We start from the raw sequence: 25,946 nt of genomic DNA, 5'->3' as shown, positions 1-25,946 counted from the left end.
TCTGTTCACCATGGACCAAACCCGCGACCTAACGAGTTTGACCGTTTACCTGAAAAGAAATGTCTCTCCATTTTCCCTACTGTAAAAGGATTGTAACGGCAAACTTTCAACAGGATAGGGGGTAGTATCATGGATCAGATCGAAAGGATTCGGACACGACAACTCAAATTTGCTCTGGGCATTGGCATTCCATACTTTGCCTTCGTCATCGGCATTTTTCTTCTCGTCTACCTGGCAAGCGCAACAGTAACCCAGATCAGCATTATGGGCTTTCCGCTCCATTACTGGCTGGTGGCCATTGCCATCTATCCCATCACCTGGGTCCTGTTCATCTGGTATGTGGGCAAGGCCAACGCCATCGAAGACGAAATAGCTGAAACGGTGGGAGGAGAATAACATGGAAATCGGATACCAGATCCCGGTCACAGCCCTTGTCTTGATAGGGTGTATGCTGGCCTTTACCATCGTCACCACATTCATGTTCCGCAGCCAGAAAACGTCTGCCGACTATTACCTGGCCGGGCGCAAGGTCAATTCCTTCATCAACGCCTCGGCCATTTCGTCGGACTATCTTTCAGCCGCTTCCTTCCTGGGCGTTGCCGGTGTCGCGTTCCTCTTCGGATTCGACGGCATCATCTACGCCCTGGGATTTTTCGTGGGCTACATAGCCCTGCTCCTGTTCCTGGCAAGTCCGCTCAGGAAATTCGGCCGTTACACCGTGCCCGACTTCGTTTCGGAGCGGTTCCACTCGAAGCGGGCACGCGTGCTCGGCGTCATCGGCGTGCTGTTCATCTCACTCTTCTACATGGCCCCGCAAATGCTGGGCGCAGGCAAGGTCATGGGACTGCTCCTGAACATCGAGTATCAGACCAGCATCGTCATCATCGCCTGCATCATCACCACCTACGTCACCGTGGGCGGCATGAAGGCGACCACCGTCAACCAACTGGTCCAATTCTGGATCCTGTTCGGTGCCATGTTCCTGCTGGCCTTCATACCGTTCGTGATCAAAGGATACACCTACACCGACGTGGTCAAGTTCCTTGGCGAGTTCAAGGGGACCGTTCCCATCACTGGCAAGGAATTCGACGGCGCGGCCTACACCAGCCCGGCCTATTGGCTGACCAGCCTCAAGGACACCCTGTCCCTGCTCCTGGCCCTGATGTTCGGAACGGCCGGTCTGCCGCACATTCTGGTGCGCTTCTATACCGCTCCAGACGGCAAGGCCGCCCGCAAGACCGTTATCTATGTGCTTTTCCTGATCGGCATGTTCTACATCATGAGCCCCTACGTCGGTCACGTGATCCGCTATGCCTTCCTGCAGGGCGAGTCCATGGGCGTTTCCCCGCACCTGATGCAATGGCTGGCTGACAACGGAAAGAACCTGGCCGTGCCGGTCGCCGGTTCCTACTTCGGCGGCCAAATCCTGCTCGGCATCGTGGTGGCCGGCGCCTTTGCCGCCATCCTGTCCACGGTGGCCGGACTGATCATCGCCTGTGCCGGTGCCATCGGTCACGATCTGGTGGTCAACGTCTTCAACCCCGACATGCCCGAACGCTCCCGCGTCAAGGTGGCCCGCATCGCTTCCATCTTCGTCGGCCTGCTCGGCATCCCGCTCGGTTTCTGGGCGGAATCCATGCAGATCGCCATCCTGGTGGGCCTGGCCTTCGCCATTGCCGCCTCCACCTTCTTCCCGGTGCTCGTCATGGGAGTGTGGTGGCCGAAGATGACCAAGAACGGTGCCTGCGCCGGACTGATCACCGGTATCGTCGGCTCCTTCTTCATGATCCTGGGCAAGGGCCTGTTGCCCGAGGTCCTGCAATTCAACAATCCCGGCGGATTCGTCATGATCCTGAGCTTCGCCGCCATCTACGTGATTTCCAAGATGGAATACGCAGCCAAGGGCGAAGCCGCCCTGCCGCCGGATACCATGGAAGTCATGGCCATACTGCACGGCCCTGAAAAGGCCTAAACCGAACTCCTTCCTTCCCAGTACGGGGGGCGGGGCTGACTCGAAACAGCTCCGCCCCCCTATACACAAAAAGGAAACTGCCGCCACAACACCAATGACGACGAAATCGCTTTTTCACGCGGTCAAAACCGCACATTTCCGCACACACATCTTTTTCAGCGGACCAAACGGCCACCCGACTGCATGGGGTGGACGTTTTGACGCATTTGACGCCGGACACACAAATAGAACACATTGAGAATGACAAGGAGAATGACATGACAAAGGAAAAGGTAATGAACCGCTGGCTGGTGGTTCTCGGGGCGATCCTCATTCAACTCTGCCTGGGCGCTTTATATGCATGGTCCGTTTTCACCCCGGCATTGAAGACCGCCGGATGGACCAAAATGGACACCCAAATCGTGTTTGCTGTCGGGTCGGCGGTATTTGCCATCGTCATGGTCTTGGCGGGCAAGAAACTTGCCACATGGAGCCCCAGAAAACTGACCATGGCGAGCGGCATCATCCTCGGCGCGGGGTACGCCATGGCAGGAATTTTCGGTGGAACAAATTTCTGGAGCCTGCTGCTCTTCATCGGTTTTGTCAGCGGCACCGGCATCGGAATCGGCTACGTGGTGCCCATCGCGGTGGGCATGCGCTGGTTCCCGGACAAGAAAGGCATGATCACCGGCCTGGCCGTTGCAGGTTTCGGTTTCGGAGCCATGGGCTGGGTCAAGCTGGCAGGTTCGTGGGGCCACCTTATCGCCGACTACGGGCTGTCCACGACATTCGTCGTCTACGGCGTCATTTTCACCTCGCTGGTGGTCCTCGGCGGACTGTGGATGGTTTTTCCGCCCGAAGGATGGGTGCCCGAAGGCTATATTCCCCCGGAAACAACCGCCGCTTCCGAGGCCGCCGAAGAAGGCCTCAAGGGCATCGGGATCATCAAAACCTATCAGTTCAAACTCATCTTTCTGACATTTGTCTTCAGCGCCGGTGCGGGCCTCATGTCCATCGGACTGATGAAGCTCTACCCTATGGAGGCGCTCCAGGCAGCCGGATACACCACTGCCGAGGCCAGTGCCATTGCCGGTACCGCCATGGCCGTGTTCTTCAGCCTGGCAAACGGCATCGGCCGCATTGCCTGGGGCATGATAAGCGACCTCATGGGGCGCAAGGTATCCCTCATCATCCTCACCGCAACTCAAGGGTTGTGCGTCATCGCCTTTCCAACCATGGCGGGCAACGAGTTGATTCTGTATGTGGGTGCGGCCTTCATCGGCTTCAACTACGGCGGCATATTCTCCCTGTTCCCGACCCTGACCGCTGACATCTTCGGCGTCAAAAACGTGGGCCTGAACTATCCCTTCGTTTTCCTCGCCTACGGAGTGGGCGGCATCGGCGGTCCCATCCTCGGCGGCTACCTCGGCGACCTGGGCAACTTCCCGATGGCCTTTACCACCTGCGGCGTACTCTGCCTGGTCGGTTCAGTGCTGACGTGGCACTGCAATGCCCTCAACGCAAAGGAGCATGAACTCTCGGGTTTTAAACCCATTGCGCGCAGGCTGGCTGCAGCGCAGGCTCCCGCCAAAAGCGAATAAACATTCTCTTCCCGGCGCGGCAAAAGGAGGGGCGATCCGCCTCTCCTCTTTTCCGTTTGATGAACCCCGTCTGCGTGAAAAACGCAACTGCGGCTTGACAGTCCGAATGCCCGTACATACTTAGAGAGCCACTTCAACCCAAGGAGACATCCCCATGAGTTATGACATTCGGCTGGTCAAACTGATCAGCGGCGACATGGTCGTCGGCAAATTCGATGCCGTCGGCAACAAGATAGACGATCCCGCTTCCATCCAGGCCATGCCCACCCAGCAGGGAACCCAAATGGTCCTGCTGCCCTTCGGTTACCCTTTCGACCAGGACATGCACGGCCATATCCCCATGGTCCACGTCCTGTTCGAGTACAAGAACTGCCCGGAAGAACTGAAGACCAAATACATCGAAGCCCTGACCAACATCTCCATGTCCAGCGGCGGTCTCGACCTGTCCGGCGGCATGGGCGGCGGCCTCGATCTGGGCTAGTCGTCGACAACGAAAACTGATATCTGAAACGGGGCTGGTTCACAGGAGCCACCCCCGTTTTTTACGTCCATAGGATTACCCGCACCCATGAAAGAACTGCTGCCCATTCTCCCCCGTCCATCCCGCTACATCGGAAGCGAATGGGGAACCGTGTTCAAGGATCTGGACACCGTGACCGTCCGGTGTGCCCTGGCCTTTCCCGACATGTACGAGGTGGGCATGTCCTACCTCGGCCAGAAGATTCTGGCCCGGGCCATCAACTCCCAGCCGCAGTTCTGGGCCGAACGCGTTTTCACTCCATGCGAGGAAACCGCCGCCATCATGCGCGAACACAAGGTTCCCCTGGCCACACTGGAATCGGACACTCCCTTGGGCGACATGGACATCATCGGATTCAGCCTGACCCATGAGCTTTGTTACACCAACGTGCTCTACATGCTTGACCTGGCAGGCATCCCGTTCCGCAGCACGGATCGGGATGATTCGCATCCGCTGATCATGGCCGGAGGCGGCGCGGCCTTCAACGCCGAGCCAATGGCTCCCTTCTTCGACGCCATGGTCATCGGCGACGGCGAGGAGGCCATGCCGCAGGTCCTTTCCGTCATCGAACAAGCCAAAAAGGACAACTTTTCCCGCGCCGGACTGCTCGAAGCCCTTGCCGCCGTTCCAGGTATCTACGTCCCCGCCTTCTTCGAAGACCAGGGACCGGGCAAGCCTCTCAGGGCGCTGCGCGAGGGGTACGAGACCGTGGAAAAGGCCGTGGTGGACGATCTCAACACGGCCGGATTTCCCACGGGCCAGGTCATTCCCTTCGGAGCCATACATGACCGGCTGACCATGGAGATTGCCCGGGGCTGCACCCGTGGCTGCCGCTTCTGCCAGGCAGGCATGATCTACCGCCCGGTGCGCGAACGCTCCCTGGACGAATTGGACCGCATCCTGACCGAAGGCCTGGCCCAGACCGGCTACGAGGAGACCTCCATGCTCTCCCTGAGCACCGGCGACTTCTCCGGCCTGGACACACTCTTCACCCGCAGCTTCGACAAATGCGCCGCAGAACAGATTTCCATTTCCCTGCCTTCCCTGCGCGTAGGCTCCCTGTCCTCCCCCATCATGGAGCGCATCTCCTCCATCCGGAGAACCGGCGCAACCCTGGCTCCCGAAGCAGGCAGCCAGCGTTTGCGCGACGTCATCAACAAAGGCGTGGATGAACAAGGCCTCATCGACCATGTCAGACTGCTCTTTGATAATGGTTGGCAGGGCGTAAAGCTCTACTTCATGATCGGTCTACCCACGGAAACGGACGAGGACCTGGACGCCATAGTCGACCTCTGCCTCAAGGTGCGCGACTCCGCCGGTCGGCACATAAAGCGATTGCAGGTCACGGCGGCGGTCTCCCCCTTTGTGCCGAAACCGCAGACGCCGTTCCAGTGGGAACCGCAAATTTCCTTTGATGAAATATACCGGCGCATCAGTTACCTGCGCGACAAATTCAGGCCACACAAACGCATCAGCATAAAGTACCACGAACCGGAAATGACCTCACTGGAAGGCGTGTTCTCCCGAGGAGACCGGCGGCTGGCCGAAGTCGTGGAACGGGCCTATGCCAAGGGCGCACTTTTTTCCAGCTGGAAAGACCACCTGCGCCTCGCACCCTACAAGGAAGCCATGGATGAAGCCGGACTGAATTGGGATGCGTACACAGGCCCGAGGAACCCGGAAGGCCCATTGCCCTGGGACCATCTCTCCTGCGGCCTGACCAAGAAATTCCTGCTCAGGGAACGAGAACGCGCCCTGTCCGGGAAAATCACGGAAGACTGCCGGTACGGAGCATGCCGCAACTGCGGTGTGTGCGAATTCGACGGGAAGGTATCGACCCTGTCCCGCCAGTCCAAGGACAAGGACATCCGGCCCAAACTGGTCTTTCAACAACGGGACCAGGAAGGCGAACAGCCCGCCTATTCAGTGGAGACACCGGACCTGACCGTCAAGGCCGCCCACTACCGCCTCTGGTTTGAAAAAACCGGTCCGGCCGCCTATCTGAGCCAACTGGAACTCCAGGCCGTATTTGAACGCGCCTTCAGGCGGGCCGGTCTGCCCATGGCCTTTTCCGCTGGCTTCCACCCCATGCCGAGGCTTTCCTTTGGCATGGCACTGCCCGTAGGGGTGGAAAGCCGCGCCGAATGGATCAACATTTTTCTGCGCAAGGATTTTGAACCCGCTGAAGTGGTCAGGCGGCTTCTCGTGAACATGCCCATCGGCCTCGCACCACTCAAGGCGGACAGATTGGACATGGGCAGGAAGCAGCCCCAATCGGTTGAAGAAATATTTGAACTCCGCTTTCTCAGGGAAGCTGAACTCCATTTGGAACAATGGCGCAGCTTCATGGTCAAGGATAAGTTCATCATCGAAAAAAGGACCAAGAAGCGCGGAATGCAACCAATGGATATCCGCCCGCTGGTCACGGAAATGGTCGAAATAGAAAACGGCCTGACTCTGGTACTGGACTGGCGAAGTCAGTACATGAGTCCCCTGAGCCTGTGTCTTGCTGTAATGGACGGCGCAAGTCAGCTCGACTTCGCCCTGGTCAAGACAGCCCAACGATTTGCCTGACCCTAACCTTCATCGGAAACAAGAGAAACAGATCAGTCCAGCCAGCCGCCGCCACTGACACTGACGCTGACCTGCTTGAAAACCACCTGATCACCGCCGGAAACCGGAACCATCTTGATAAGCACATCGCTGCTGCCATCTGCCAGGGCAGAGAACAGATAGCGTGCGCGCAACTCTCCTTCATTATCATATTCAATGAACCGCTCCATCCTGAGCATGGACGGATCGAAGAAAGCCCCGGAAATCCGGTGCCCCTTATGCACCGGATTGATCATGTCCAACGCAAAGACATCGGCACGGGCAACGGATATTTGAGCTGCAAAGTCATCATCTAAAACAATTGTTTCAACTGGTTCCAAACCGCCATCTTCCGAAAATGATCCGGCACACCCACCCACAAAAAGAACAAAAATCGAAATTATAACAATAATACCGTTTTTCATGAACATAATTCATCCTGCGATCTATGCACACAAATGCATTACGCTATTGTTAAAATGAAACGAAGAGTGTATGAATATTCCGCTTTAGTCCGTCCGTAACTACGCTGTGATCGGTGGTTGGTGCAACCCCCGGGAAGACGTCTCGCGGAAGGATGTGTATCCTTTTGGATACTGGAGAGGTATAGAAACGCCTTTTTTGGGCGTAAATGTTTTAATTTATGGAGGAATTACCCATGAAAATGTCGACGTTCAAATCCGCCGGCAAATTCTCCCTGCTCCTTCTCACGCTGCTCGTTTCCGCCCTGTTGTTGGTCGGATGCGGCAGTGATGACAAGAAAGAAGCAGGCGAGGAAACCGCCCCTGCTACCCCTGAAAAAACCACTCTCAAACTTGCCATGGACGCCGACCCGGTTTCTCTGGACCCCCATGTTCAGTTGTCCGGCGGTATGCTCCAGTACTCCCACATGGTCTTCGACAGCCTTGTCCGCTACGACAAGGACATGAATTTTGTTCCGCGCCTGGCCGAGAAGTGGGAGCGCATCGACGACCTGACCATGCGTTTTCATCTGCGCAAGGGCGTCAAGTTCCACTCCGGCAACGACTTTACTGCTGATGACGTTGTCTTTACCGTCGAACGCCTGAAGAAATCCGATGACTACAAGGGGCTTTTCGAGCCTTTCGTCGGCGCCACCGCAATTGATGCCTACACCGTTGACCTGGTCACCAAGCAGCCCTACGGCCTGGTGCTCAACATGGCCACTTACGTCTTCCCCATGGACAGGAAATTCTACTCCGGCACCGACGACAAGGGCAAGGCAAAAGACCTGATCATCAAGACCGACTCTTCCTTTGCCAATGAAAACGAATCCGGCACCGGGCCCTTTGCCGTGACCCATCGTGAACAGGGCGTGAAGACCGTTTTCACGCGTTTTGCTGACTACTGGGACAAGACCGGCAACGTCGAAGAGATCGTTCTCTCTCCGATCAAGAATGACGCCACCCGCGTTGCAGCCCTGCTGTCCGGCGACGTCGACTTCATCATGCCCGTGCCGCCCCAGGATCTCGAGCGCATCAAGACCACCGACGGCCTGATGCTGGTCACCATGTCCGGCTCCAGGATCATCACCTTCCAGCTCAACCAGAAGAGCAACCCTGCCCTGGCCGACCCCAAGGTCCGCCTGGCCATGGATTACGCATATGACAACAACGGCGTTGTCGAAAAGATCATGAACGGCTTCGCCACTGCGGCCGGACAGATGTCCCCCAAGGGCTATGTCGGCTACGATGAAGCCTTGGCTCCCCGCTTCGACCTCGAAAAGGCCAAGAGCCTGATGGCTGAATCCGGTTTCCCCGATGGCTTCGAAGCCACCATGATCGCCCCCAACAACCGTTACGTGAACGACGAGAAGATCGCGGAAGCCTTCGTCTCCATGATGTCCAAGATCGGCATCAAGATCTCCTTGAAGACCATGCCCAAGGCGCAGTACTGGGATCAGTTCGACGCCCAGGTTGCCGACATCCAGATGATCGGCTGGCACTCGGACACCGAAGACTCCGGCAACTATTACGAGTTCTTGTCCATGTGCCGCAACTCCGAAACCGGCTACGGCCAGTATAACTCCGGCAACTACTGCAACGCCAAGGTCGACGAACTGACGTTGGCCGCTCAGGTCGAAACCGACCCGGCCAAGCGTGCCGCGCAATGCCAGGAAGTGGAAAAGATCCAGTACGACGAAGCCGGCTTCATCCCGCTGCACTGGCAGAATCTGTCCTGGGCTTCCAAGTCCAACATGAACACCGAAGATATCGTGAACGTCATGAACTTCCCGTACTTCGGCGACCTGGTCATCAAGTAGCACTACCCGCCGCTTGCAAGTTAGGAAAAATACCATTAAAAGGGGAACCCCGGATCTACCTGGGTTCCCCTTTAATGCAATGGAACGCACACGCTGCGTCTATTAATTAGCGTCAATGAATTCAACGCTGATTCACAATCCCGTGATCAGTTAACGTAAGAGCGTCAACGAGTAATCATGTTTGCATTTACGGTAAAACGAATCCTCCAGGCCTTGATAGTCATCTTGATTATCAGCTTCATCGGATTCGCCATCAAACACAATTTCGGAGACCCGGTCCGCGACCTCGTGGGGCAGAGGGTCACTGCGGCAGAGCGGGCTGTTATCCGCGACAACCTCGGCCTCAACGACCCTTTCATGATCCAATACGCCCGCTTCCTTCACGACGCGCTCCAGGGCGACTTGGGCCAGAGTTACTTCTTCAAGAAACCGGCTGCCGAAGTCATCATCAACAAGGCTCCGGCCACCCTTGAACTGGTCTTCTGCGCTGCCTTGATCATTGTCGTCCTGTCCATACCCATGGGCATATACTCGGCCATCAAGCCGCGAAGTTGGTTCAGCCGTTTCATCATGGGCGGCTCCATCGTCGGGGTATCCATGCCGGTCTTCCTGACGGCCATCCTCCTCATATACATCTTTTCCGTCGAGCTGCACTGGCTCCCGTCCTATGGACGGGGCGAAACCGTGCGCATCTTCGGCTGGTGGGACAGCGGCCTGCTCACCCTTGACGGGCTCAAGCACCTGATCATGCCGTCCATAGCCCTCTCTTCCATCATGCTCCCGCTGTTCATCCGGCTCATCCGATCCGAGATGATGGAAGTGCTGCAAAGCGAATACGTCAAGTTTGCCTGGGCCAAGGGTATCAAGCCCAGCCGCGTATGGCTGGTCCACGCCTTCAAGAACACCCTGCTCCCGGTCATCACCGTGGGCGGCGTACAACTCGGCATCATGGTGGCCTTCACCATCCTGACCGAGACCGTATTCCAGTGGCAGGGCATGGGCTCCATGTTCATCGAATCAGTGGAACGCTCAGACACCTCGCTCATGGTCGCCTATCTCGTCTTCGTGGGCATCGTCTTCGTGCTGGTCAACACCTTCGTCGACATCATTTACGGCCTCGTCAATCCCACGGTCCGCGTGGCAGGGAGGCAATAACATGAAAACCCGCTGGCAACGATTCAAAGATTCCTACATGCTCTACAGCTTCCTTCGAGATCCGGTAGCCATGACCTGTTTCACCATCCTGGCACTGCTGGTCTTGTCTGCCTTTGCCGCGCCGATAATCGCGCCGCATGACCCGTACAACTCGACCACCATCGACATCATGAACGCCCAGGTCCCTCCCGCCTGGTCTGACGGCGGGAACTCCAAGTTCTTTCTCGGCACGGACGCCCAAGGCCGGGACATGCTCTCCACCATGCTTTACGGCATGCGCGTATCCATCATCATCGGCGTGGGAGCGGTCTGTCTCCAGGCGTTCATCGGCATCGTGGTGGGACTGCTGTCCGGCTACATCAAACGGCTGGACACTATTCTCATGCGCATCGCGGACGTACAATTGTCCTTCTCCACCTACATGGTGGCGATCTTCATCGGCGCCATCGTCCAGACCGCATTCGGCGTAGCCGGTTACGACAAGGTGGCGGTCCCGCTGATCATCGTCATCATCGGACTGGCCGAATGGCCACAATACGCCCGTACGGTACGGGCATCGGTACTGGCGGAACGGCGCAAGGAATACGTTGAGGCAGCCAGGGTCATCGGCCTTTCCAAGGTCCGCATCATGTGGCGGCACATCCTGCCCAACACGCTCTCGCCCGTGCTGGTCATCTCCACCGTGCAGGTGGCCAACGCCATCATGAGCGAAGCGGCCCTGTCCTTCCTCGGACTGGGCATGCCTGTAACCAAGCCCTCGCTCGGATCACTGATCACCGCCGGATTCGAATACATCTTCTCCGGCTCCTGGTGGATCACCATCTTCCCCGGCATCCTGCTGGTTACCCTGATTCTGGTCATCAATCTCCTGGGCGACTGGATCCGGGACTTCCTCAACCCCAAACTGTACAAGGGGTAAGGCGTGGAACAACTTATCGACATCAAAAACCTGCGCGTCGAATTCGCCCTCAGATCCGGTACGGTCCGGGCAGTGCGCGACGTCAGCCTGGTCATAAACAAAGGCGAACGCCTCGGCATTGTCGGCGAATCCGGCGCGGGCAAATCCGTGCTCGGCTTTTCCCTCATCAATCTCATCTCCAAACCTGGAAAAATCACTGCGGGTCAGATCATCTTCAATGGTCAGGATCTGACCAAACTCAACGACGACCAGATGCGCACCATCCGGGGCAACGACATCGCCATGATCTTCCAGGATCCCATGATGACCCTCAATCCTGTCCTGACCATCGGCACCCAGATGAAGGAGACCGTCCTCGCGCACATGAACGTCTCGGACAAAGAAGCCGAGGCCATCTGCCTGGAAAAACTGCGCAAGGTCTATATCCCTTCCCCTGAAAAACGACTGAAGCAGTATCCGCACGAATTCTCCGGCGGAATGCGCCAACGCATCGTCATCGCAATCTCCCTGCTGACCAGCCCCAAACTGATCATCGCAGACGAACCGACAACCGCGCTGGACGTGACCATTCAGGCCGAGATCATGGATTTGTTGCTGGAACTGTGCAAGACCGAAAACATGGGACTCATCCTGATCACCCATGACCTGGCCGTGGTTTCCGAGGTCACCCAACGAATCGCGGTGCTTTACGCCGGCAAGGTCGTGGAACTTGGGACCGCAGACCAGATCATTTCCAACCCGCAGCATCCCTATACACAAGGGCTGATCAAGGCCCTGCCGCAAATGGCCGGCGGCGAGAAGCGGCTGAACCAGATCCCCGGCATGATGCCGTCGCTGCTGGACATGCCCACAGGCTGCCCCTTTGGACCACGTTGCACCATCTGTGTGGAAAAATGCAAGACCCTGATTCCCACGCTGACCACCCTTGAAAATGGAACGCAGGTCGCCTGTTTCATGCGCGAAGGAGGCGAATAATCATGAGTGCCATCCTCGAAATCAGAGACGTCGACAAACACTTCGACATCTCCGGTTCAATAATCGACCAGATCAAATTCATCGACGGCAAATTCAAGCGCAAGAAAACCGTGGTCAAGGCTGTCAACAATGTCACCTTGGATGTCCAGCCCGGTGAAACCTTGAGCGTGGTCGGGGAATCCGGCTGCGGCAAGTCCACCCTGGCCCGCACGGTTTTAGGCCTGTACCGCCCCAACAAGGGCGAAATCCACTACAGGGGCTCACGTATCGACAACTTGAGCTCTGTCCGGATGCTCCCCTACCGAACCAAGATGCAAATGGTCTTCCAAGACCCATATGCCTCGCTGAACCCGCGCATGACCGTGCGCCAGATCCTGGAAGAGCCGGTCCGCTTTCACAACCCGGGACTCAACCAGGACGAAATCCAGGACAAGGTGGCCGAAGTCATGCTCCAGGTGGGCGTGGACCCTGTATGGGCCACCAACTACCCGCACGAATTCTCGGGAGGCCAGCGCCAACGGATATCCATTGCACGCGCCCTGGTCGTGGACCCTGAATTCATCGCGGCCGACGAACCCATCGCGGCCCTGGATGTGTCCATCCAGGCGCAGATACTCAATCTGCTCATGGACGCCCAGGAAAAGCGCGGACTGACTTACCTGTTCATCAGCCATGACCTGAGTGTGGTCGAGCACATCTCAAACCGCGTGGCCGTCATGTATCTCGGCTGCGTCTGCGAACTGGCCACGGCCAAAGAACTCTTCACCAGTCCCAGGCACCCTTACACCCAGGCCCTGCTCTCGGCCATTCCCAAGCTCGGCGGTCAGGCAGGGGGGCACGTCAGACTTTCCGGCGATGTCCCCACCCCGATCCAACTGCCCACCGGCTGTGTCTTCCACGGTCGATGTCCGCACGCCACCGAACGCTGCTCAAAGGAAATCCCCAAGCAGCGCTGCCTGGAAAGCGGCACAGTCGTGGCCTGTCACGGCGTCGAGGAAGGCCGGGTCTAACCTCCCCAAACGCAGAAAAAAGACGGCGTACCAAGTAAAAACACGGTACGCCGTCTGTTTGTTCATGCGTTGCGCCCAACGGTCTAGATGATGCGCTTGCCTTTCAGTTCAATAATGATCTTATCCTTGTCCAGAGGCTTGACGATATAACTATCAGCGCCGGAGTCTGAAAACGCCTTGTCGACATTGACCTTGTCCACCAGGCCCGTGATCATGACGAGCTTGAACCTGTCGGATTCGGCTATGCTCGCCGCTTTTTCTCGTGCGCGCATTATTTCAGAGGCCTTGTGTCCATCCATTCCGGGCATGACGATATCCATCATGACCACATCGAAGGGATGGCCCTCCTTCAAGGCAAGCGAATACCTATCCACCGCCTCTTCTCCGCTCATGGCTGTGACAAAGGTTCCGTAGGAAGCCAGTACGGCTTGAAGATAGAGATGCACACTCTCGTCATCATCGACAATCAGAAACCGCAAAGCCATTACCCCGTCCTCTGTTTTTCAATCCTATAGATCGACCCCGAATTTCTTGATGGCAGCCATGCCGCCCTGAATGTTGGTTACATCCTTATACCCTTTGGCATCAAGCATGATCTGAGCCTCATAGGAACGGGCACCGGTGTTGCAAATGAGCACGATAGGCCTGTCTTCAGGGATTTCATCGAGCCGATCGTAGATTTCTCCCTGAGGTACATTGTGCCATATTTCAGGATTGCGCTCCATGTATGGAGCGGCATCGGCGTTTTCGCGGCAATCCAGGAAGAAACACGTCTCCTGATCACGCTTTTCCCAAAGCTCCTTGAAACCGTCAGGACCCACGCCGCGATTGATCCCGGCAAGGGCATTGTCCGCCAGGTTGGCCAGTGAGTTGAGGATATCCATGGCAGCCGCAAAGGGCGGGGAATAGGCCAGCTCCATGTTGGAGATATCGTCAACGGTGGGCGCAGACTTGAGAATGGCTGCCACCGCATTGATACGTCCCACCAGGGCATCGCCGGATGAGCCGAATCCCTGCACGCCGAGAACGCGCCGGTTGGACTTGTCCACGACCATTTCCAGCGTCATCAGTTCCTTTGTCGGATAAAAATGAGCCCGATCAAGCTGAATGAGCAGCACGCTCATGGCATCGAAACCGGCAGCCTTGGCAGCCCCCAGGCTCAACCCGGTTCCGGCTATGGATGATTCGAAAAGCTTGACCACAAAAGAGCCGACAACACCATCGGAGCGGGCGTTGCCGCCGGCCAGATTGGTGCCGATGATCCGCCCCTGGCGATTGGCCATGGAACCCAGGGGAAGAAAGGCGTCCCCGCCGGTGATCATGTTCTTGATGATGCAGCAATCGCCGCCTGCATAGATGTCCGGGTCATTGGTCCGCATGAGTTCGTCAACATACACGCCGCCCCGCTCATGCACGGCCAGACCGGCCTCCTTGGCCAAGTCGGAATTGGGAACAACGCCCGCCGAAATGATAACCGCATCGGCATCCAAAGTCCGGGCTGAAGTGACCACTCTAGTGACGCGCCCGTTTTCCCCCTCAATGGCCTTGACCGTCTCGCCGAAATAGAAAACCACGCCGTTTTCTTCCATGTGCTTCTGGCCCATGGTGGCCAGGGCCGGGCTGACCAGCCGCGGCAGGATCTGGTCGGTGATCTCAACCACCGAAGTCTCGATGCCCCACATGTCGGCAAAGGCCTCGGCCATTTCCAGACCAATGAAGCCTGCGCCGATGATCACGGCGTTGCTGACTTCGCCCTTGGAAATGGATTCACGGATACGGGTCGCATCTCCGGGGTTGCACACGTAATTGACGCCTTCCAGCTCTTCACCCGGCAGACCGAGCTTGCGCGGAGAAGCCCCGGTAGCAATGACCAACTTGTCGTACCCTATGCAGTCCTTTTCGCCCGTCTTCACGTTCTCGACCTCGACGCACTTCTTCTCGCGGTCGATGCGCGTGGCCTTGGTCAAGACCTTGACGTCAACCCCTTTGACTTCCTTGAAGAACTTGGGGTCACGAACCATATGAAAACTGGTGGTGGACAGTTCCGTGGCGTCCGAAACATCGCCGGAAACATAGTACGGGATACCGCAACCGCCATAGGATATCATGTCGGTCTGTTCGATCATGGTAACTCTGGAAGCCGGCTCCAACCGCTTGAAACGACAGGCGGCCTTGGGCCCGAGGGCCACGCCGCCAATGACAACAATATGCTGAGACATAATCAACCTTTGTATCTTGCTCCCGGATCGGCCTCCCGGCCCGAGGCGTTACTTCAAAAATGAATCTATGCTCCTGCCCAGGCGCTTAATGCCCTCTTCAATACGAGCCTCGTCCGAATTGGAAAAATTGAGGCGCAGGGTATTCTCGCCGGAGCCGTCGACAAAGAACGGCCTGCCCGGCACAAAAGCCACCTTGTCCTTGATGGCCTTGTCGAACAGATCCATGCTCGAAAACCCTTCAGGCATGGTCGCCCAAAGGAACATGCCGCCCTCGGGCTTGGTTATGGAAACACAATCCGGGAAATACTTCCCGATCATCTCCACCATGCACTCACGCTGACGGCCGTAGCGCTCTTTGATCAGCTCCACATGGGCCTCAATGTCGTTCTTCTCCAGATAGCGGCGCATAATCGCCTGGGCCACGGTGGAAGTATGCAAGTCGGACGCCTGCTTGGCGATGACCAGCTTGTCGTAGATTTCCTTCTCCGCCACGACCCAGCCGATACGGAAGCCGGGCGCGGCAATCTTGGAAAAGGAACCGCACAGGATGCTGGGGTTCTTGCAGAAGGAATAAACGCTCGGCAGATCCTTTCCCAGAAAACGGAGTTCGCCGTAGGGGTCGTCTTCAACGAAAAGGACATCATACTTGTCCGTCAATTCCGCGACTGCCTTCCGTTTTTCCAAAGAATAACTGACACCTGAAGGATTCTGAAAATTGGGCACAGCATAAAAACACTTTGCTCCGGCCTTGAAAACGGCTTCCAGTTCTTGCAAATTGGGTCCGTCGTCCTCCAGGGACACGGTCACGAACTCAGGCTCAAAGATGGAAAAAGCCTGGATGGCACCAAGATACCCGGGCCGTTCGATGACGACCTTGTCTCCCTTGTCCAGAAAGACCTTGGCTGCAATATCGAGAATCTGCTGGGATCCGGTGGTGATCAGAATGGAATCCGGGTCCACGGCAAGCCCACGCTTCTGGTATCGGGCAGAGATGATGGCCCGCAGACCGGCATCACCCTCTGTTGTGGAATACTGAAGAGCGCTCGCGCCGATGTCCGCAAAGACCTCGCGGGATGCCAAATCCATTGCGCTGACGGGAAAAAGTTCGGGGTTGGGCAGACCGCCCGCAAAGGAAATGATTTCCGGATTTGCCGTGACTTTCAGAATTTCCCGGATGAATGAGCGGTGAACCGTTCCCATTCTCCGGGCAAATTTATTAGACATGTTTTTCTCCTTTAGGCCACTTGAGATACTCTGAAAGCCGAGCCGATGCAAGAGGGACAGGAGAGGGATAACAGGCAATTTCCTCGGCCAATACGCAGACTCTCATATAAAAAAAGAGGACCGGGGATCAATCCGGTCCTCAGGGAGCAAGAAGAGGAGAATATGCATTTACCATCAGGCCTTGCGGACACGAAACGCAACGGGACACGCTCCCGCGGTCGTATCTGCACCTAATAAAATAAAAATAACTATTATCTGATTTATGTCAACACTATTTCAATAACACTCTCCGAAACAGGCAAAAAAGGACTATTTTTCCGGTACGAATGTTGCTAGTCAACGGATGACTTTGTCAATAATATCAACCGGTGGTGCATCATGAAACGCATATTCAATTCGCTTCTTTTCATACTGTTTCTGATTTCCGTCACGGTTCTTCCGTGCAATGCCGATAAGTTTATAGCCATGACTGCACCGTATCCCCCATATACCGTCAGCAATGGCCTGCAAGTCACGGGGATGTCCGTCTCCACACTGACGACCATCATGGACATGTGCGAAACACCCATCGTTGACAAGGAAATAAAATTGACACCCTGGGCCTATGCCTACGAGACGACAGCGCACAGCCCGGCAAGCATCATGCTCAATGCCCAACGTACGACAAAAACCGAACACCTCTACAAATGGGTCGGGCCGTTTACCACAACCAACATTGTGCTCATCGGCAAGAAGAAACATAAGTTCTTCATCACGAACAAATCGGATTTGAAGGGATATCGCATCGCCACTGTCCGATGGAGCCGGCCGGAAAAGGCTCTGCTCGCTGGAGGCGTCACCGCCTCCGAACTGCACCGAAGCCCCTCGCACGTACAGGCCCTCCGGCGGCTTGACAATGACGAAGTGGATTTGTTCGCCTTCACAGACCTCGGAGCCAACTGCCTGATGCAGGGACTGGGAATGCGACAGGATGACTATACGGTCTATTTCACATTCGATGAAGAACCGCTCTATTTCGCTTTCAGCAAAGATACGGACGACAGGCTCATAGCCAGGTTGAACAAGGCGCTCAAGGATCTCAAGGCGACGGGGCAGGGAGGACTGAGCCAGTTCGACAGGATGTTCACAGACCGGTTTTCCCGAAACTGAAACATCGAACCGGATCAATAAAGGAATAAAAAAAGGGGCCAAAAGGCCCCTTTGTCATTTATTCCTTATCAGGTGACCAGTTCGGGTCGCGATATTTGTCGGGATTGTAGAGACGCCAATCAGAACCGTCATCATACTTTTCGTCCGCACCGGGGTACGGAGTATAAATCTTTTCGTCCTTTGCATCGCCTCGATGGCAATCAACATTTTCGAAATACGCCTTTTCCATGACAAACCTCTGATATTCAGGTCAGTTGCTTACCTCAAATGAATATCATTTTGAGGTTGGACGGCCCCTGTCCAGCCCCCTTCGTGAACCAATTATTCAGCAGTGTCAAGCTTGGGTTTGACGTACAATTCACCGCCGTGACAGTCATTGATTACCAACAACGGAAAATCCTTGACTTTCATGGCACGAATGGCCTCAGGGCCCAGTTCTTCGAAGGCGATCACCGTGGATTCCACGATGGAATTGGAGAGCAATGCCCCTGCACCGCCGGTGGCACCGAAGTACACGCCCTTGTGTTCCTTCATGGCTGCCTTGACCTCATCGGAACGCTTGCCCTTGCCGATGGACGCCTTCATGCCGAGCGCATGCAGTCGGGGCGCATAGGTATCCATGCGGTAACTGGTGGTCGGACCGGCGGACCCGATGGGACGCCCCGGAGGGGCCGGACTGGGACCGACGTAGTAGATGGCCGATCCTTCCAGCTCGAACGGCAGTTCCTTGCCCGCATCAAGCAGGTCGAAAAGCTTTTTATGGGCTGCATCACGAGCGGAATGGATGGTGCCGGACAGAAAAACGACATCGCCCGCCTTCAGTTGCTCAATATCCTCATCGGTCAACGGAGTGGTCAATTTATATTCAGCCATTACAGTACGACCTCCTCGTGGCGCTGGGAATGACACTGGACATTGACGGCCAAAGGCAAACTGGCCAGATGGCACGGCTCCATGGTTATCTTCACGCCGAGCACGGTGGTCTTGCCGCCCAAGCCCATGGGACCTATGCCCAGGCCGTTCAGAGCCTCTTCCAATTCTTTTTCCAAAGCCGCAATCTTCGGATCAGGATGCGTATCGTCCAATGTGCGCAACAGCGACTTCTTCGCGATCTTGGCAGCGTGTTCGAAAGTGCCGCCCACGCCGATGCCGATGACGGTCGGGGGACACGGGTTGGGACCGGCCTCGGCCACCCGGTTGACGACAAACTTCTTAATGCCTTCCCATCCTTGGGCCGGAGCCAGCATGGTGACGCGAGACATGTTTTCCGCACCACCGCCCTTGGCCATATAGGCAATCTTCAATCGATCGCCCGGCACCATATCAAAATGGATGATGGCCGGAGTTCCGTCACCGGTATTGGCGCGGGTAAGAGGATCGCAGGCGGACTTGCGCAGATAGCCGTCGGCATATCCCTTGCGAACGCCCTCGTTGATCAACTCGCGCAGATTGCCGCCGACGACCTTGCAGTCATCGCCCACTTCAACGTAAAAAACGGCCAGCCCGCAGTCCTGGCACAACGGCAGCTTGGTCTCCAGGGACAGATCGGCGTTTTCCAACAACTGGCGCAGGACTTCCTTGGCCGCCGGAGAAGTCTCCTCGGCCATGGCCTGCTCGAATTTCCTGCGGACATCCTGCGGAAGCTCGGTGTTGCCCTTCATGCACATTTGGGCCACGGCTTCCACAACATCCGCTGCTTGTATCTCTCTCATAACTTTGCCTCTGGCGGCCAGAGGGGAAACTTTTGAAAACGTCTCCCCTCTGGACTCCCCTTCAAAACTTTTTACCGCTCGCTTCGCTCGGGGCGTTGCGAACTTGTTCTAATATTAATCAAACCTATCATCCGACAGCCTGGGCGTTTACTTCCTGAAGATCCGCTTCAACGAAGTGATGCCCATTTTGCGACGCAGGAAGCCGAGCTGATTTTGCAGCGGCAGGTGCTTGGGACAGACGTCCTCACAGGCCAGCAGCCCCATGCAGCCGAAGATACCCATATCATTTCCGATGATCTCATAGTAATCGTTCTCGGTCCGCTGATCACGGGGATCAATGAGGAAACGGGCCACCCGGTTGAGCGCCGCAGCTCCCATGAAATCCTCACGCAGGCGAGCCGTACCGCAGGCCGAGATGCAGCAACCGCACTCCACACACCGCTCCAACTCGTAGATGGCCACGGCATCCTTGTTGTCCATACGCTCTTCAAGGGCATCCGGATCGAACTCCTTGGTCGTATGAATCCAGGACTCGGTGGCGGTGTACATGTCGCGGAACCAGGTACCGGTGTCCACGGACAAATCGCCTACCAGCTTGAAGACCGGCAAGGGCAACAACGTGATCTCGCCGGGCAGGTCCCTGGTCTTGGTGTGGCAGGCCAATCCGGGACGACCGTTGATGACCATGCCGCAGGATCCGCAAATGCCCGCTCGGCAGCAAAAATCGAACTGCAATGCAGGGTCCTGCTCTTCGCGGATACGATTCAACGCGATGAACAGGGTCATGGAGTCGGTTTCCTCCAGCACGAACTCCTGCATGTGCGGCGTAGACTGGTCGTCCTCGGGATTATACCGGAATATATTGAATTTCAGTAATCTGGACATGTTCTATTCCTTTTTGTCGTCGGCGCTAATGATTTCGGACTTGCCGTAGCCACGGTCTCCTGGAGGAATCTCCACGACTTCGGTTGCAGGCTCGTAGTCGAGCGTCGGCAAGGTGTCGTCGGCCTTTTTCCAATACGCCAGTGTACGGTTGAGCCAATCGCGGTCATTACGGGCGGTGAAATCCTCACGGTTGTGGGAACCGCGGGACTCGGTACGCATGAGCGCGCCATAGGCGACCATCAGGGCCATCTTGACCTGCCCTTCAAGCTTGAGGGCTGCGGCCAGTTCGGGATTGACGCCCTTGCCGTTGGAACGCAGGCCCACTTTCTTGGAACGGACCAGGGCTTCCTGCAGGGAAGCCACGCAAGTCTCCAACCCGTCCTGGTTACGGAAGATGTTCGCGCCCTTGTGCAGGGCGTCCTGCATGGCTGCACGAACCTTGTAGATGTTTTCCGAACCGTTGGTGCCATTGATCAGTGCGTTGATGCGGGACTGCTGTTTCTTGACCTCGTCATTGATGAGTCCGGTCTTGAATTCGGTCTCGCTGCCCTGAAGGTACTCGGCAATCTTTCGACCGATGATACCGCCGGCGACCACGGTTTCCGCCAGGGAGTTACCGCCCAGACGGTTGAAGCCGTGCATATCCCAGCACGCGGCCTCGCCTGCGGCGAACAGCCCTTTGAGACCGTAGGCCGCGCCATCCCTATTTGTCCGCACGCCGCCCATGGAATAGTGCTGGGTAGGCCGGACCGGAATAAGCTGATGAATGGGATCAACGCCCAGAAAGTAGGTACATATTTCGTACACTTCACGGAGCTTGCCGGTGATATGCTCTTCGCCCAAATGGCGGATGTCCAGCCAGAGGTGTTCGCCATAAGGCGACTTGACGCCGTGCCCCTCGCGCATGTGATGGGTCATCCAGCGGGAGACCACGTCGCGGGAGGCCAACTCGGCCTTTTCAGGCTCGTATATGTCCATGAAACGTTTTTCATCGACGTCGAGCAGGGTTCCGCCGTCACCGCGACACCCTTCGGTAACCAGGATGTCCGTGGGCACGATGCCGGTCGGGTGGAACTGAACGGCTTCCATGTTGCCCATGGGGACAACGCCTGTATCGACACACATGGTGTGTGCCCCGCCGTCACAGATGACCGCATTGGTGGTATTGGGATAGATGCGGCCGAACCCGCCGGCGGCAATCATGGTCGCCTTGGACAGGTAGACGCGCAATTCACCAGTTCTCAGGCAGCGGGCCACCACGCCGTAGCAGGTGTCACCGTCCTGGATCAGGGATATGGCTTCGGTCTTGTCATGGACCTCGACGCCCACCTGGGCACAGCGGTTGTCCATGGTGCACATGACCGCATGACCGGTGCCGTCCGAGGTGTAACAGGTGCGCCATTTGGCCGTGCCGCCAAAGGACCGGGCCATGATCAACCCTTCCTTTTCCTTGGCTTCGACCTTCTCGAACTGCTTGCCGCCCTTGTAGTAAATGGACTTGCCAGGCACAACGCGGTTCCAGGGCACACCCCAATGGGCCAGACGGCGCATTTCAATGGGTGCGGTGTCCGCAAACATGCGGGCGACCTCCTGGTCGCAACCCCAGTCGGAGCCTTTGACCGTATCCGCAAAGTGAACATCCGGGCAGTCGCCCTCGCCCATGACGGAATTGCCCAAAGAGGCCTGCATACCGCCCTGTGCGGCAGAGGAATGTGACCGGCGGGCCGGAACCAGGCTCAAACAGATGGCGGAGAAACCGGCGTCGGCCGCCTCAACGGCTGCACGCTCGCCCGCCAGACCTGCTCCGACAACAAGAAAATCGGTGTAGATAGTCTGCATGGCATTTTCTCCGTTAGTTGATGCTTAAAAACATGAAGCGGATCAGGGTGATCAACCCGATACAGATGAACATGAGAGTAATCATGTTTTCGCCCCGCTTGAATTTGCCCCGCTCCCTATCCTTCACGAAACCCCACTTCACGCCGATGCGATAGAAACCGATGCCGACGTGCAGCTCGGCCAGGGGGAGGAGGAACAGATAGAACACAGCCCAGAAGCCGCCCTGGATGCGGGCAGCGGATTTGGCCGCGGTGATGGGCAGGTCGGTCAGCACAACCCACATGTGGATGGACCCCATGACCAGAATAAGCATGGCGGACACGACCTGGACCACCCACAGCCAGGTATCGGCATGGTGCATCATCCGGGCGTGCTGCCAGATGGTTTTCTGGCCGTCAAAACGGAAGGGAATCTTCCGGGCTGCCAGGACAAAGTGCGTCAGAAAGACGAGAAAGATAAGCGGACCACCCACCTGAGCCATGCCGGTCATCTCAAAAAAATATGCGATACCGTTCATGAGGGCGGGGCTGATGACAACACTGGAAACCAGTAGCATGTGACACCACATGAACAAAATCAGGCTGACGCCGGACAGCATTTGCAGCCAATCCAATGCGCCATCCCACTTGCCGGATTTGCCAGCTGGTGCATAACTGATGGACATTCAATTCCTCCGTTTGGTTAAACACAGAAGTACCCTGGACAATCAATCACTAAACCTATGCCCGCCAAGAGAATTTTGTCAATATCTCCAACGAGCTCTCACAAGGCTGGGCCTCGCGTTCCACGCGCTGCAAACAGGAAAAAGGTTATTGATTGCACGGTCAAACAACACTCACGGGGCCGGAAAATACAAATTGGACTTTTGCCAAAAAAAATCCTGTCCAGTAATCGCACCCGACAGGAGAAAGCAAAAAACCAGAATGAATCCATAACCAATAATGGTTTTCATTTCGTCTCTGCTCGGTTAGGGTCCGTTTCTGCTCCAGCCATTAAATCCGTTCGCTGCTTGCCAGCCGACTTTTCAGCCTTATCTTCAACTTTGACAATGAACGAAATGAAAACAGCTAACAACGACCATACCATCAAATCATACGGAGTCTTCCCATGTTCCGACAATTATTACTGCTGGCAGGCCTTCTCTTGCTCCTGCCCGGCTGCCAAACCGCAAATATGAATAAACGAAACGAGACACCATCGACCCCGATCCCGGCCATCCACCTTCCGACCTTGACGGATAACGCCATGGGAGCACCCCATATCGTCAAGCTCAAGAACGGGATGACCATACTCATCAAGGAAGACGACCGTTTCCCCCTGGTCAACGTGCGCCTTTATGTCCATGCGGGCAGTGCCTATGAAACGCCCGAGATTGCGGGCATCAGTCACCAGCTTGAACACATGGTCTTCAAAGGGACCGACAAACGCGCTCCGGGTGAAACCGCCCGCGAGATCGAATCCGTGGGCGGCAGCCTGAACGCGGCCACCAGCTTCGACTACACTGTCTACTACGTGGAAGTGCCCGAAGACCAATGGCAACTCGGCATGGATGTGGTTACGGACATGGCCTTCAACCAGACCATCAATTCAACCGAGCTTGAGAACGAAAAGAAGGTTGTGCTCGAAGAACTGGAACGTGGCGAGGACACGCCCAGCAGCAAACTTTTCAAGACCCTGCAATCCATGGTCTGGAAGGATTCCAGCTACGAATGGCCGATCATCGGCTACCGGGAAACCGTCTCCTCCTTCACCCGGAATGACATAAAGGACTACATAGCCACCCATTACCAGCCGCAGTCTATGCTCCTGACCGTGGTGGGCAAAGTCAATCCCGATCAGATTCTGGCCGAAGCGGACAAGCTGCTCGGCTCCTTGAAAAACACCCGATCGTATATCCCGCCGGAACCTTTGCCCATTCCCGAAACCGGCAACGGACCCCGCGTGGTCGAGATGTCCGGCAAATGGAACAAGGTATACATGGGCGCGGCCTTTCCCATCCCGCACAGCGCGTCCGCCAAGATCCCGGGACTGGAAATGCTCGCCCAACTCATGGGCGGCGACGACACTTCCCGGCTCTACCGTTCCTTCAAATACGACAAACAACTGGTGGACGACATCTCTGTTTCGCCGCTCTCACTTGAACGCGGCGGCATGTTGTACATCCACGCCATTCTTGACGCAGACAAAGTGGAAACATTCTGGGCGGAGCTGAACACGGAACTGGCCAATTTCGATCCTGCCGACTTCACGGACCGCGAGATCGAACGCGCCCGGCTGAACCTGGAGAACTCACTATTCCTGGCCAAGGAGACCCTCTCCGGCCTGGCCGGAAAGGTCGGATACTTCCAATTCTTCGACGGCGGTGAGCAGGCGGAACGCAACTACCTCTTTGCCCTGAGCCAGGTGGACAGGGACGAAATGAAAGACCTGTTCGACGAATACGTCCGCCCTGACCAACTCGCCCTGGCCGTGCTGGTGCCGGAAGGCAGCGGCGTATCCGCCGAGACCCTGACCGCCATCACCAATGACAAATGGCCTGCCAGGAACAGCCACAAGGAACTGCTGACCGCAGCGTCTGCAACGGAACCCACGACCATTGCCCTGCCCGGCGGAAGCAAACTGATGCTCCTGCCCGACGACACCCTGCCCTACACCGCCATGAGCATGTACTGGACAGGCGGCGACGGCGAACTGACGCGGGAACAGCAGGGGTTGGCAGCCCTGACGGCCACGGCTCTGACCCGAGGCACCACAAACATGTCGGCCACGGAGATGCAGGACTTCCTGTCGGATCACGCCGCCAGCCTGGGTTCCACGGCCGGGCGCAACGTCTTTGCCGTTGAGGCCAAGTTCCCCACCCGATTCACTGACAAGGTTTTGCCGGTTTTTGCAGACACCCTGACCGCCCCGGCCTTCAGCGAAACAGAAGTCAAACGGTCCAAGCAGGACCAGATAGCGGACATCAAACAGAGCGAGGACCGCCCCCTGGGACTGGCTTTCCGCAACCTCTTCCCGTTCCTGTACAAGACCGGTCCCTACGCCCTGCTGCACACGGGAACACCCGAAAGCGTCGACAACTTCGACACCAAAGACATCATCCGTTTCTGGAGCCGCCAGTCCATGCAGCCCTTCACCCTGGCCGTATGCGGTCAGTTCGATCAAGCCGCCATTGAGGGATTTGCCAACAAGATAGCGAAATCCCTGACCGCACCGACGGGCGAATACACCTTCAGCACCCCTGAATGGGGCCAGGAGCGCGAAGCCGACCTGCACCTGCCGGACCGCAACCAGGCGCATATCCTCATGACCTTCCCCACACCGGGCAAGATCGACCTGGAGACCTCGGCCAAGCTGGAACTTCTCCAAGCCGCCCTGTCCGGCCAATCCGGCCTGCTCTTCCGCGACCTGCGCGACAAGCAGGGGCTGGCCTACACGGTCACGGCCATGCTCTGGCAGAGCCGCAACACCGGATTCATGGCCCTGTACATCGGAACCGGCCCGGACAAGGTGGAACAGTCCCTGAACGGCTTCAGGACCGTACTCGCCGACCTGGCAGCCAACCCGCTTCCCAAGGAAGAACTGGACCGGGCCGGAAACATCCTGACGGGCGATTATTATCAGGAGCATCAGTCCCTGCTCTCCCGCAGCCGTCAGGCTGCAAGCCTCTCGGCGCGCGGATTCGACCCCGACTACGAGACAATCGTCATCGAACGGGCCAAGACCGTCACCGCCGAGGAAATACAGGCACTGGTGGCAGAGTATCTGACGCCTGACAAGGCCTACATCATGAAGGTCACCCCGTAATACACCCCGAGGGGAAGCCGGGATCCGGCTTCCCCTTTCTTCTTGTCCCATCCTGACGATAAAACACCTTGACACCCGGTAGACGACCGGTCTATTTCTTGTCTCGACAT

General features: G+C 56.7%; 22 protein-coding genes. 12 read left to right on the top strand and 10 right to left on the bottom strand.

Going from position 1 to position 25,946, the window contains the following annotated elements; translation table 11 throughout:
• The first annotated feature begins 129 nt into the window (after positions 1 to 129).
• The 5 genes from DWB63_RS05920 (at position 130) to DWB63_RS05900 (ending at position 6,646) form a co-directional block, all read left to right on the top strand.
• A complete protein-coding gene (locus tag DWB63_RS05920) occupies positions 130 to 396 on the top strand; it encodes a sodium/substrate symporter small subunit (protein ID WP_128327897.1) in 267 nt (88 codons plus the stop codon).
• Between the two features lies 1 nt (position 397).
• On the top strand, positions 398 to 1,972 hold the full coding sequence (locus DWB63_RS05915; protein WP_128327896.1) for a cation acetate symporter: 1,575 nt from the start codon (positions 398 to 400) through the stop codon (positions 1,970 to 1,972).
• Positions 1,973 to 2,229: 257 nt separating this feature from the next.
• The gene (locus DWB63_RS05910; RefSeq protein WP_128327895.1) at positions 2,230 to 3,552 is read left to right on the top strand and encodes an OFA family MFS transporter; all 1,323 of its coding nucleotides are present in this window, start codon (positions 2,230 to 2,232) and stop codon (positions 3,550 to 3,552) included.
• 154 nt (positions 3,553 to 3,706) lie between these two features.
• Positions 3,707 to 4,033 (top strand): hypothetical protein, encoded by a 327-nt coding sequence (locus tag DWB63_RS05905; protein WP_128327894.1) that lies wholly within the window; start codon positions 3,707 to 3,709, stop codon positions 4,031 to 4,033.
• An 87-nt stretch (positions 4,034 to 4,120) separates the two neighbouring features.
• Entirely contained in the window at positions 4,121 to 6,646 is a 2,526-nt protein-coding gene (locus tag DWB63_RS05900) for a TIGR03960 family B12-binding radical SAM protein (protein WP_128327893.1), read from the top strand.
• A gap of 32 nt (positions 6,647 to 6,678) precedes the next feature.
• Here the strand turns inward: DWB63_RS05900 and DWB63_RS05895 are convergent, their stop codons facing one another.
• Complete coding sequence (locus DWB63_RS05895) at positions 6,679 to 7,089, bottom strand: hypothetical protein (protein WP_128327892.1); 411 nt, start codon at positions 7,087 to 7,089, stop codon at positions 6,679 to 6,681.
• A gap of 233 nt (positions 7,090 to 7,322) precedes the next feature.
• Here DWB63_RS05895 and DWB63_RS05890 point away from each other — a divergent pair, with 233 nt between their 5' ends.
• The 5 genes from DWB63_RS05890 to DWB63_RS05870 all read left to right on the top strand — a co-directional run bounded on the left by DWB63_RS05890 (position 7,323) and on the right by DWB63_RS05870 (position 13,004).
• On the top strand, positions 7,323 to 8,945 hold the full coding sequence (locus DWB63_RS05890) for an ABC transporter substrate-binding protein (protein ID WP_128327891.1): 1,623 nt from the start codon (positions 7,323 to 7,325) through the stop codon (positions 8,943 to 8,945).
• Between the two features lie 177 nt (positions 8,946 to 9,122).
• Positions 9,123 to 10,100: an ABC transporter permease gene (locus DWB63_RS05885; protein WP_128327890.1), complete on the top strand. Its 978-nt coding sequence runs from the start codon at positions 9,123 to 9,125 to the stop codon at positions 10,098 to 10,100.
• A gap of 1 nt (position 10,101) precedes the next feature.
• Positions 10,102 to 11,019 carry an ABC transporter permease gene (locus DWB63_RS05880; RefSeq protein ID WP_128327889.1) on the top strand — a complete coding sequence of 306 codons (918 nt, stop codon included), beginning with the start codon at positions 10,102 to 10,104 and terminating at the stop codon, positions 11,017 to 11,019.
• Positions 11,020 to 11,022: 3 nt separating this feature from the next.
• The gene (locus tag DWB63_RS05875) at positions 11,023 to 11,994 is read left to right on the top strand and encodes an ABC transporter ATP-binding protein (RefSeq protein ID WP_128327888.1); all 972 of its coding nucleotides are present in this window, start codon (positions 11,023 to 11,025) and stop codon (positions 11,992 to 11,994) included.
• A 2-nt stretch (positions 11,995 to 11,996) separates the two neighbouring features.
• The gene (locus tag DWB63_RS05870; protein ID WP_128327887.1) at positions 11,997 to 13,004 is read left to right on the top strand and encodes an oligopeptide/dipeptide ABC transporter ATP-binding protein; all 1,008 of its coding nucleotides are present in this window, start codon (positions 11,997 to 11,999) and stop codon (positions 13,002 to 13,004) included.
• Positions 13,005 to 13,087: 83 nt separating this feature from the next.
• Here DWB63_RS05870 and DWB63_RS05865 read toward each other — a convergent pair whose 3' ends face one another.
• Genes DWB63_RS05865 through DWB63_RS05855 form a run of 3 tightly spaced genes read right to left on the bottom strand, consistent with a single transcriptional unit; the run spans position 13,088 to position 16,447 of the window.
• Positions 13,088 to 13,489, bottom strand: a complete 402-nt coding sequence (locus DWB63_RS05865; RefSeq protein WP_241648656.1) for a response regulator — start codon at positions 13,487 to 13,489, stop codon at positions 13,088 to 13,090.
• A gap of 24 nt (positions 13,490 to 13,513) precedes the next feature.
• The gene (locus tag DWB63_RS05860) at positions 13,514 to 15,223 is read right to left on the bottom strand and encodes an FAD-dependent oxidoreductase (RefSeq protein WP_128327886.1); all 1,710 of its coding nucleotides are present in this window, start codon (positions 15,221 to 15,223) and stop codon (positions 13,514 to 13,516) included.
• Between the two features lie 48 nt (positions 15,224 to 15,271).
• Entirely contained in the window at positions 15,272 to 16,447 is a 1,176-nt protein-coding gene (locus DWB63_RS05855; protein WP_128327885.1) for a PLP-dependent aminotransferase family protein, read from the bottom strand.
• Positions 16,448 to 16,825: 378 nt separating this feature from the next.
• On the opposite strand from DWB63_RS05855, the gene DWB63_RS05850 reads away from it, so the two are divergent.
• The gene (locus DWB63_RS05850; protein ID WP_128327884.1) at positions 16,826 to 17,596 is read left to right on the top strand and encodes a transporter substrate-binding domain-containing protein; all 771 of its coding nucleotides are present in this window, start codon (positions 16,826 to 16,828) and stop codon (positions 17,594 to 17,596) included.
• 58 nt (positions 17,597 to 17,654) lie between these two features.
• On the opposite strand, the gene DWB63_RS17220 is transcribed toward DWB63_RS05850, so the two are convergent.
• The 6 genes from DWB63_RS17220 to DWB63_RS05825 form a co-directional block, all read right to left on the bottom strand.
• Entirely contained in the window at positions 17,655 to 17,825 is a 171-nt protein-coding gene (locus DWB63_RS17220) for a hypothetical protein (protein ID WP_164879787.1), read from the bottom strand.
• Between the two features lie 92 nt (positions 17,826 to 17,917).
• Positions 17,918 to 18,469, bottom strand: a complete 552-nt coding sequence (locus DWB63_RS05845) for a Fe-S-containing hydro-lyase (RefSeq protein WP_128327883.1) — start codon at positions 18,467 to 18,469, stop codon at positions 17,918 to 17,920.
• The gene (locus tag DWB63_RS05840; RefSeq protein WP_128327882.1) at positions 18,469 to 19,308 is read right to left on the bottom strand and encodes a fumarate hydratase; all 840 of its coding nucleotides are present in this window, start codon (positions 19,306 to 19,308) and stop codon (positions 18,469 to 18,471) included. The genes DWB63_RS05845 and DWB63_RS05840 overlap by 1 nt, the downstream gene beginning before the upstream one ends.
• Before the next feature lie 147 nt (positions 19,309 to 19,455).
• Complete coding sequence (locus DWB63_RS05835; RefSeq protein ID WP_128327881.1) at positions 19,456 to 20,193, bottom strand: fumarate reductase iron-sulfur subunit; 738 nt, start codon at positions 20,191 to 20,193, stop codon at positions 19,456 to 19,458.
• Positions 20,194 to 20,196: 3 nt separating this feature from the next.
• Positions 20,197 to 22,032, bottom strand: coding sequence for a fumarate reductase flavoprotein subunit (locus DWB63_RS05830; RefSeq protein ID WP_128327880.1), 1,836 nt, complete (start codon positions 22,030 to 22,032; stop codon positions 20,197 to 20,199).
• A gap of 13 nt (positions 22,033 to 22,045) precedes the next feature.
• A complete protein-coding gene (locus DWB63_RS05825; RefSeq protein ID WP_128327879.1) occupies positions 22,046 to 22,696 on the bottom strand; it encodes a succinate dehydrogenase/fumarate reductase cytochrome b subunit in 651 nt (216 codons plus the stop codon).
• Positions 22,697 to 23,205: 509 nt separating this feature from the next.
• Here DWB63_RS05825 and DWB63_RS05820 point away from each other — a divergent pair.
• Positions 23,206 to 25,836 carry a pitrilysin family protein gene (locus tag DWB63_RS05820; protein ID WP_241648654.1) on the top strand — a complete coding sequence of 877 codons (2,631 nt, stop codon included), beginning with the start codon at positions 23,206 to 23,208 and terminating at the stop codon, positions 25,834 to 25,836.
• The last annotated feature ends 110 nt before the right edge of the window (positions 25,837 to 25,946 follow it).

This window comes from Pseudodesulfovibrio sp. S3, from assembly GCF_004025585.1.
Classification (GTDB): domain Bacteria; phylum Desulfobacterota; class Desulfovibrionia; order Desulfovibrionales; family Desulfovibrionaceae; genus Pseudodesulfovibrio.
This window is presented reverse-complemented; position numbering and strand designations above follow the sequence as displayed.

What these genes read in the sequence shown, in the direction of transcription:
- DWB63_RS05850 (WP_128327884.1), top strand. Translation starts at nt 16,826, where the DNA reads ATGAAACGCATATTCAATTCGCTTCTTTTCATACTGTTTCTGATTTCC.
- DWB63_RS05890 (WP_128327891.1), top strand. Translation starts at nt 7,323, where the DNA reads ATGAAAATGTCGACGTTCAAATCCGCCGGCAAATTCTCCCTGCTCCTT.
- DWB63_RS05835 (WP_128327881.1), bottom strand. Translation starts at nt 20,193, where the DNA reads ATGTCCAGATTACTGAAATTCAATATATTCCGGTATAATCCCGAGGAC.
- DWB63_RS05915 (WP_128327896.1), top strand. Translation starts at nt 398, where the DNA reads ATGGAAATCGGATACCAGATCCCGGTCACAGCCCTTGTCTTGATAGGG.
- DWB63_RS05825 (WP_128327879.1), bottom strand. Translation starts at nt 22,696, where the DNA reads ATGTCCATCAGTTATGCACCAGCTGGCAAATCCGGCAAGTGGGATGGC.
- DWB63_RS05880 (WP_128327889.1), top strand. Translation starts at nt 10,102, where the DNA reads ATGAAAACCCGCTGGCAACGATTCAAAGATTCCTACATGCTCTACAGC.
- DWB63_RS05910 (WP_128327895.1), top strand. Translation starts at nt 2,230, where the DNA reads ATGACAAAGGAAAAGGTAATGAACCGCTGGCTGGTGGTTCTCGGGGCG.
- DWB63_RS05920 (WP_128327897.1), top strand. Translation starts at nt 130, where the DNA reads ATGGATCAGATCGAAAGGATTCGGACACGACAACTCAAATTTGCTCTG.
- DWB63_RS05885 (WP_128327890.1), top strand. Translation starts at nt 9,123, where the DNA reads ATGTTTGCATTTACGGTAAAACGAATCCTCCAGGCCTTGATAGTCATC.
- DWB63_RS05840 (WP_128327882.1), bottom strand. Translation starts at nt 19,308, where the DNA reads ATGAGAGAGATACAAGCAGCGGATGTTGTGGAAGCCGTGGCCCAAATG.
- DWB63_RS05845 (WP_128327883.1), bottom strand. Translation starts at nt 18,469, where the DNA reads ATGGCTGAATATAAATTGACCACTCCGTTGACCGATGAGGATATTGAG.
- DWB63_RS05870 (WP_128327887.1), top strand. Translation starts at nt 11,997, where the DNA reads ATGAGTGCCATCCTCGAAATCAGAGACGTCGACAAACACTTCGACATC.
- DWB63_RS05865 (WP_241648656.1), bottom strand. Translation starts at nt 13,489, where the DNA reads ATGGCTTTGCGGTTTCTGATTGTCGATGATGACGAGAGTGTGCATCTC.
- DWB63_RS05860 (WP_128327886.1), bottom strand. Translation starts at nt 15,223, where the DNA reads ATGTCTCAGCATATTGTTGTCATTGGCGGCGTGGCCCTCGGGCCCAAG.
- DWB63_RS05905 (WP_128327894.1), top strand. Translation starts at nt 3,707, where the DNA reads ATGAGTTATGACATTCGGCTGGTCAAACTGATCAGCGGCGACATGGTC.
- DWB63_RS05855 (WP_128327885.1), bottom strand. Translation starts at nt 16,447, where the DNA reads ATGTCTAATAAATTTGCCCGGAGAATGGGAACGGTTCACCGCTCATTC.
- DWB63_RS05900 (WP_128327893.1), top strand. Translation starts at nt 4,121, where the DNA reads ATGAAAGAACTGCTGCCCATTCTCCCCCGTCCATCCCGCTACATCGGA.
- DWB63_RS05830 (WP_128327880.1), bottom strand. Translation starts at nt 22,032, where the DNA reads ATGCAGACTATCTACACCGATTTTCTTGTTGTCGGAGCAGGTCTGGCG.
- DWB63_RS17220 (WP_164879787.1), bottom strand. Translation starts at nt 17,825, where the DNA reads ATGGAAAAGGCGTATTTCGAAAATGTTGATTGCCATCGAGGCGATGCA.
- DWB63_RS05820 (WP_241648654.1), top strand. Translation starts at nt 23,206, where the DNA reads ATGAATAAACGAAACGAGACACCATCGACCCCGATCCCGGCCATCCAC.
- DWB63_RS05895 (WP_128327892.1), bottom strand. Translation starts at nt 7,089, where the DNA reads ATGAAAAACGGTATTATTGTTATAATTTCGATTTTTGTTCTTTTTGTG.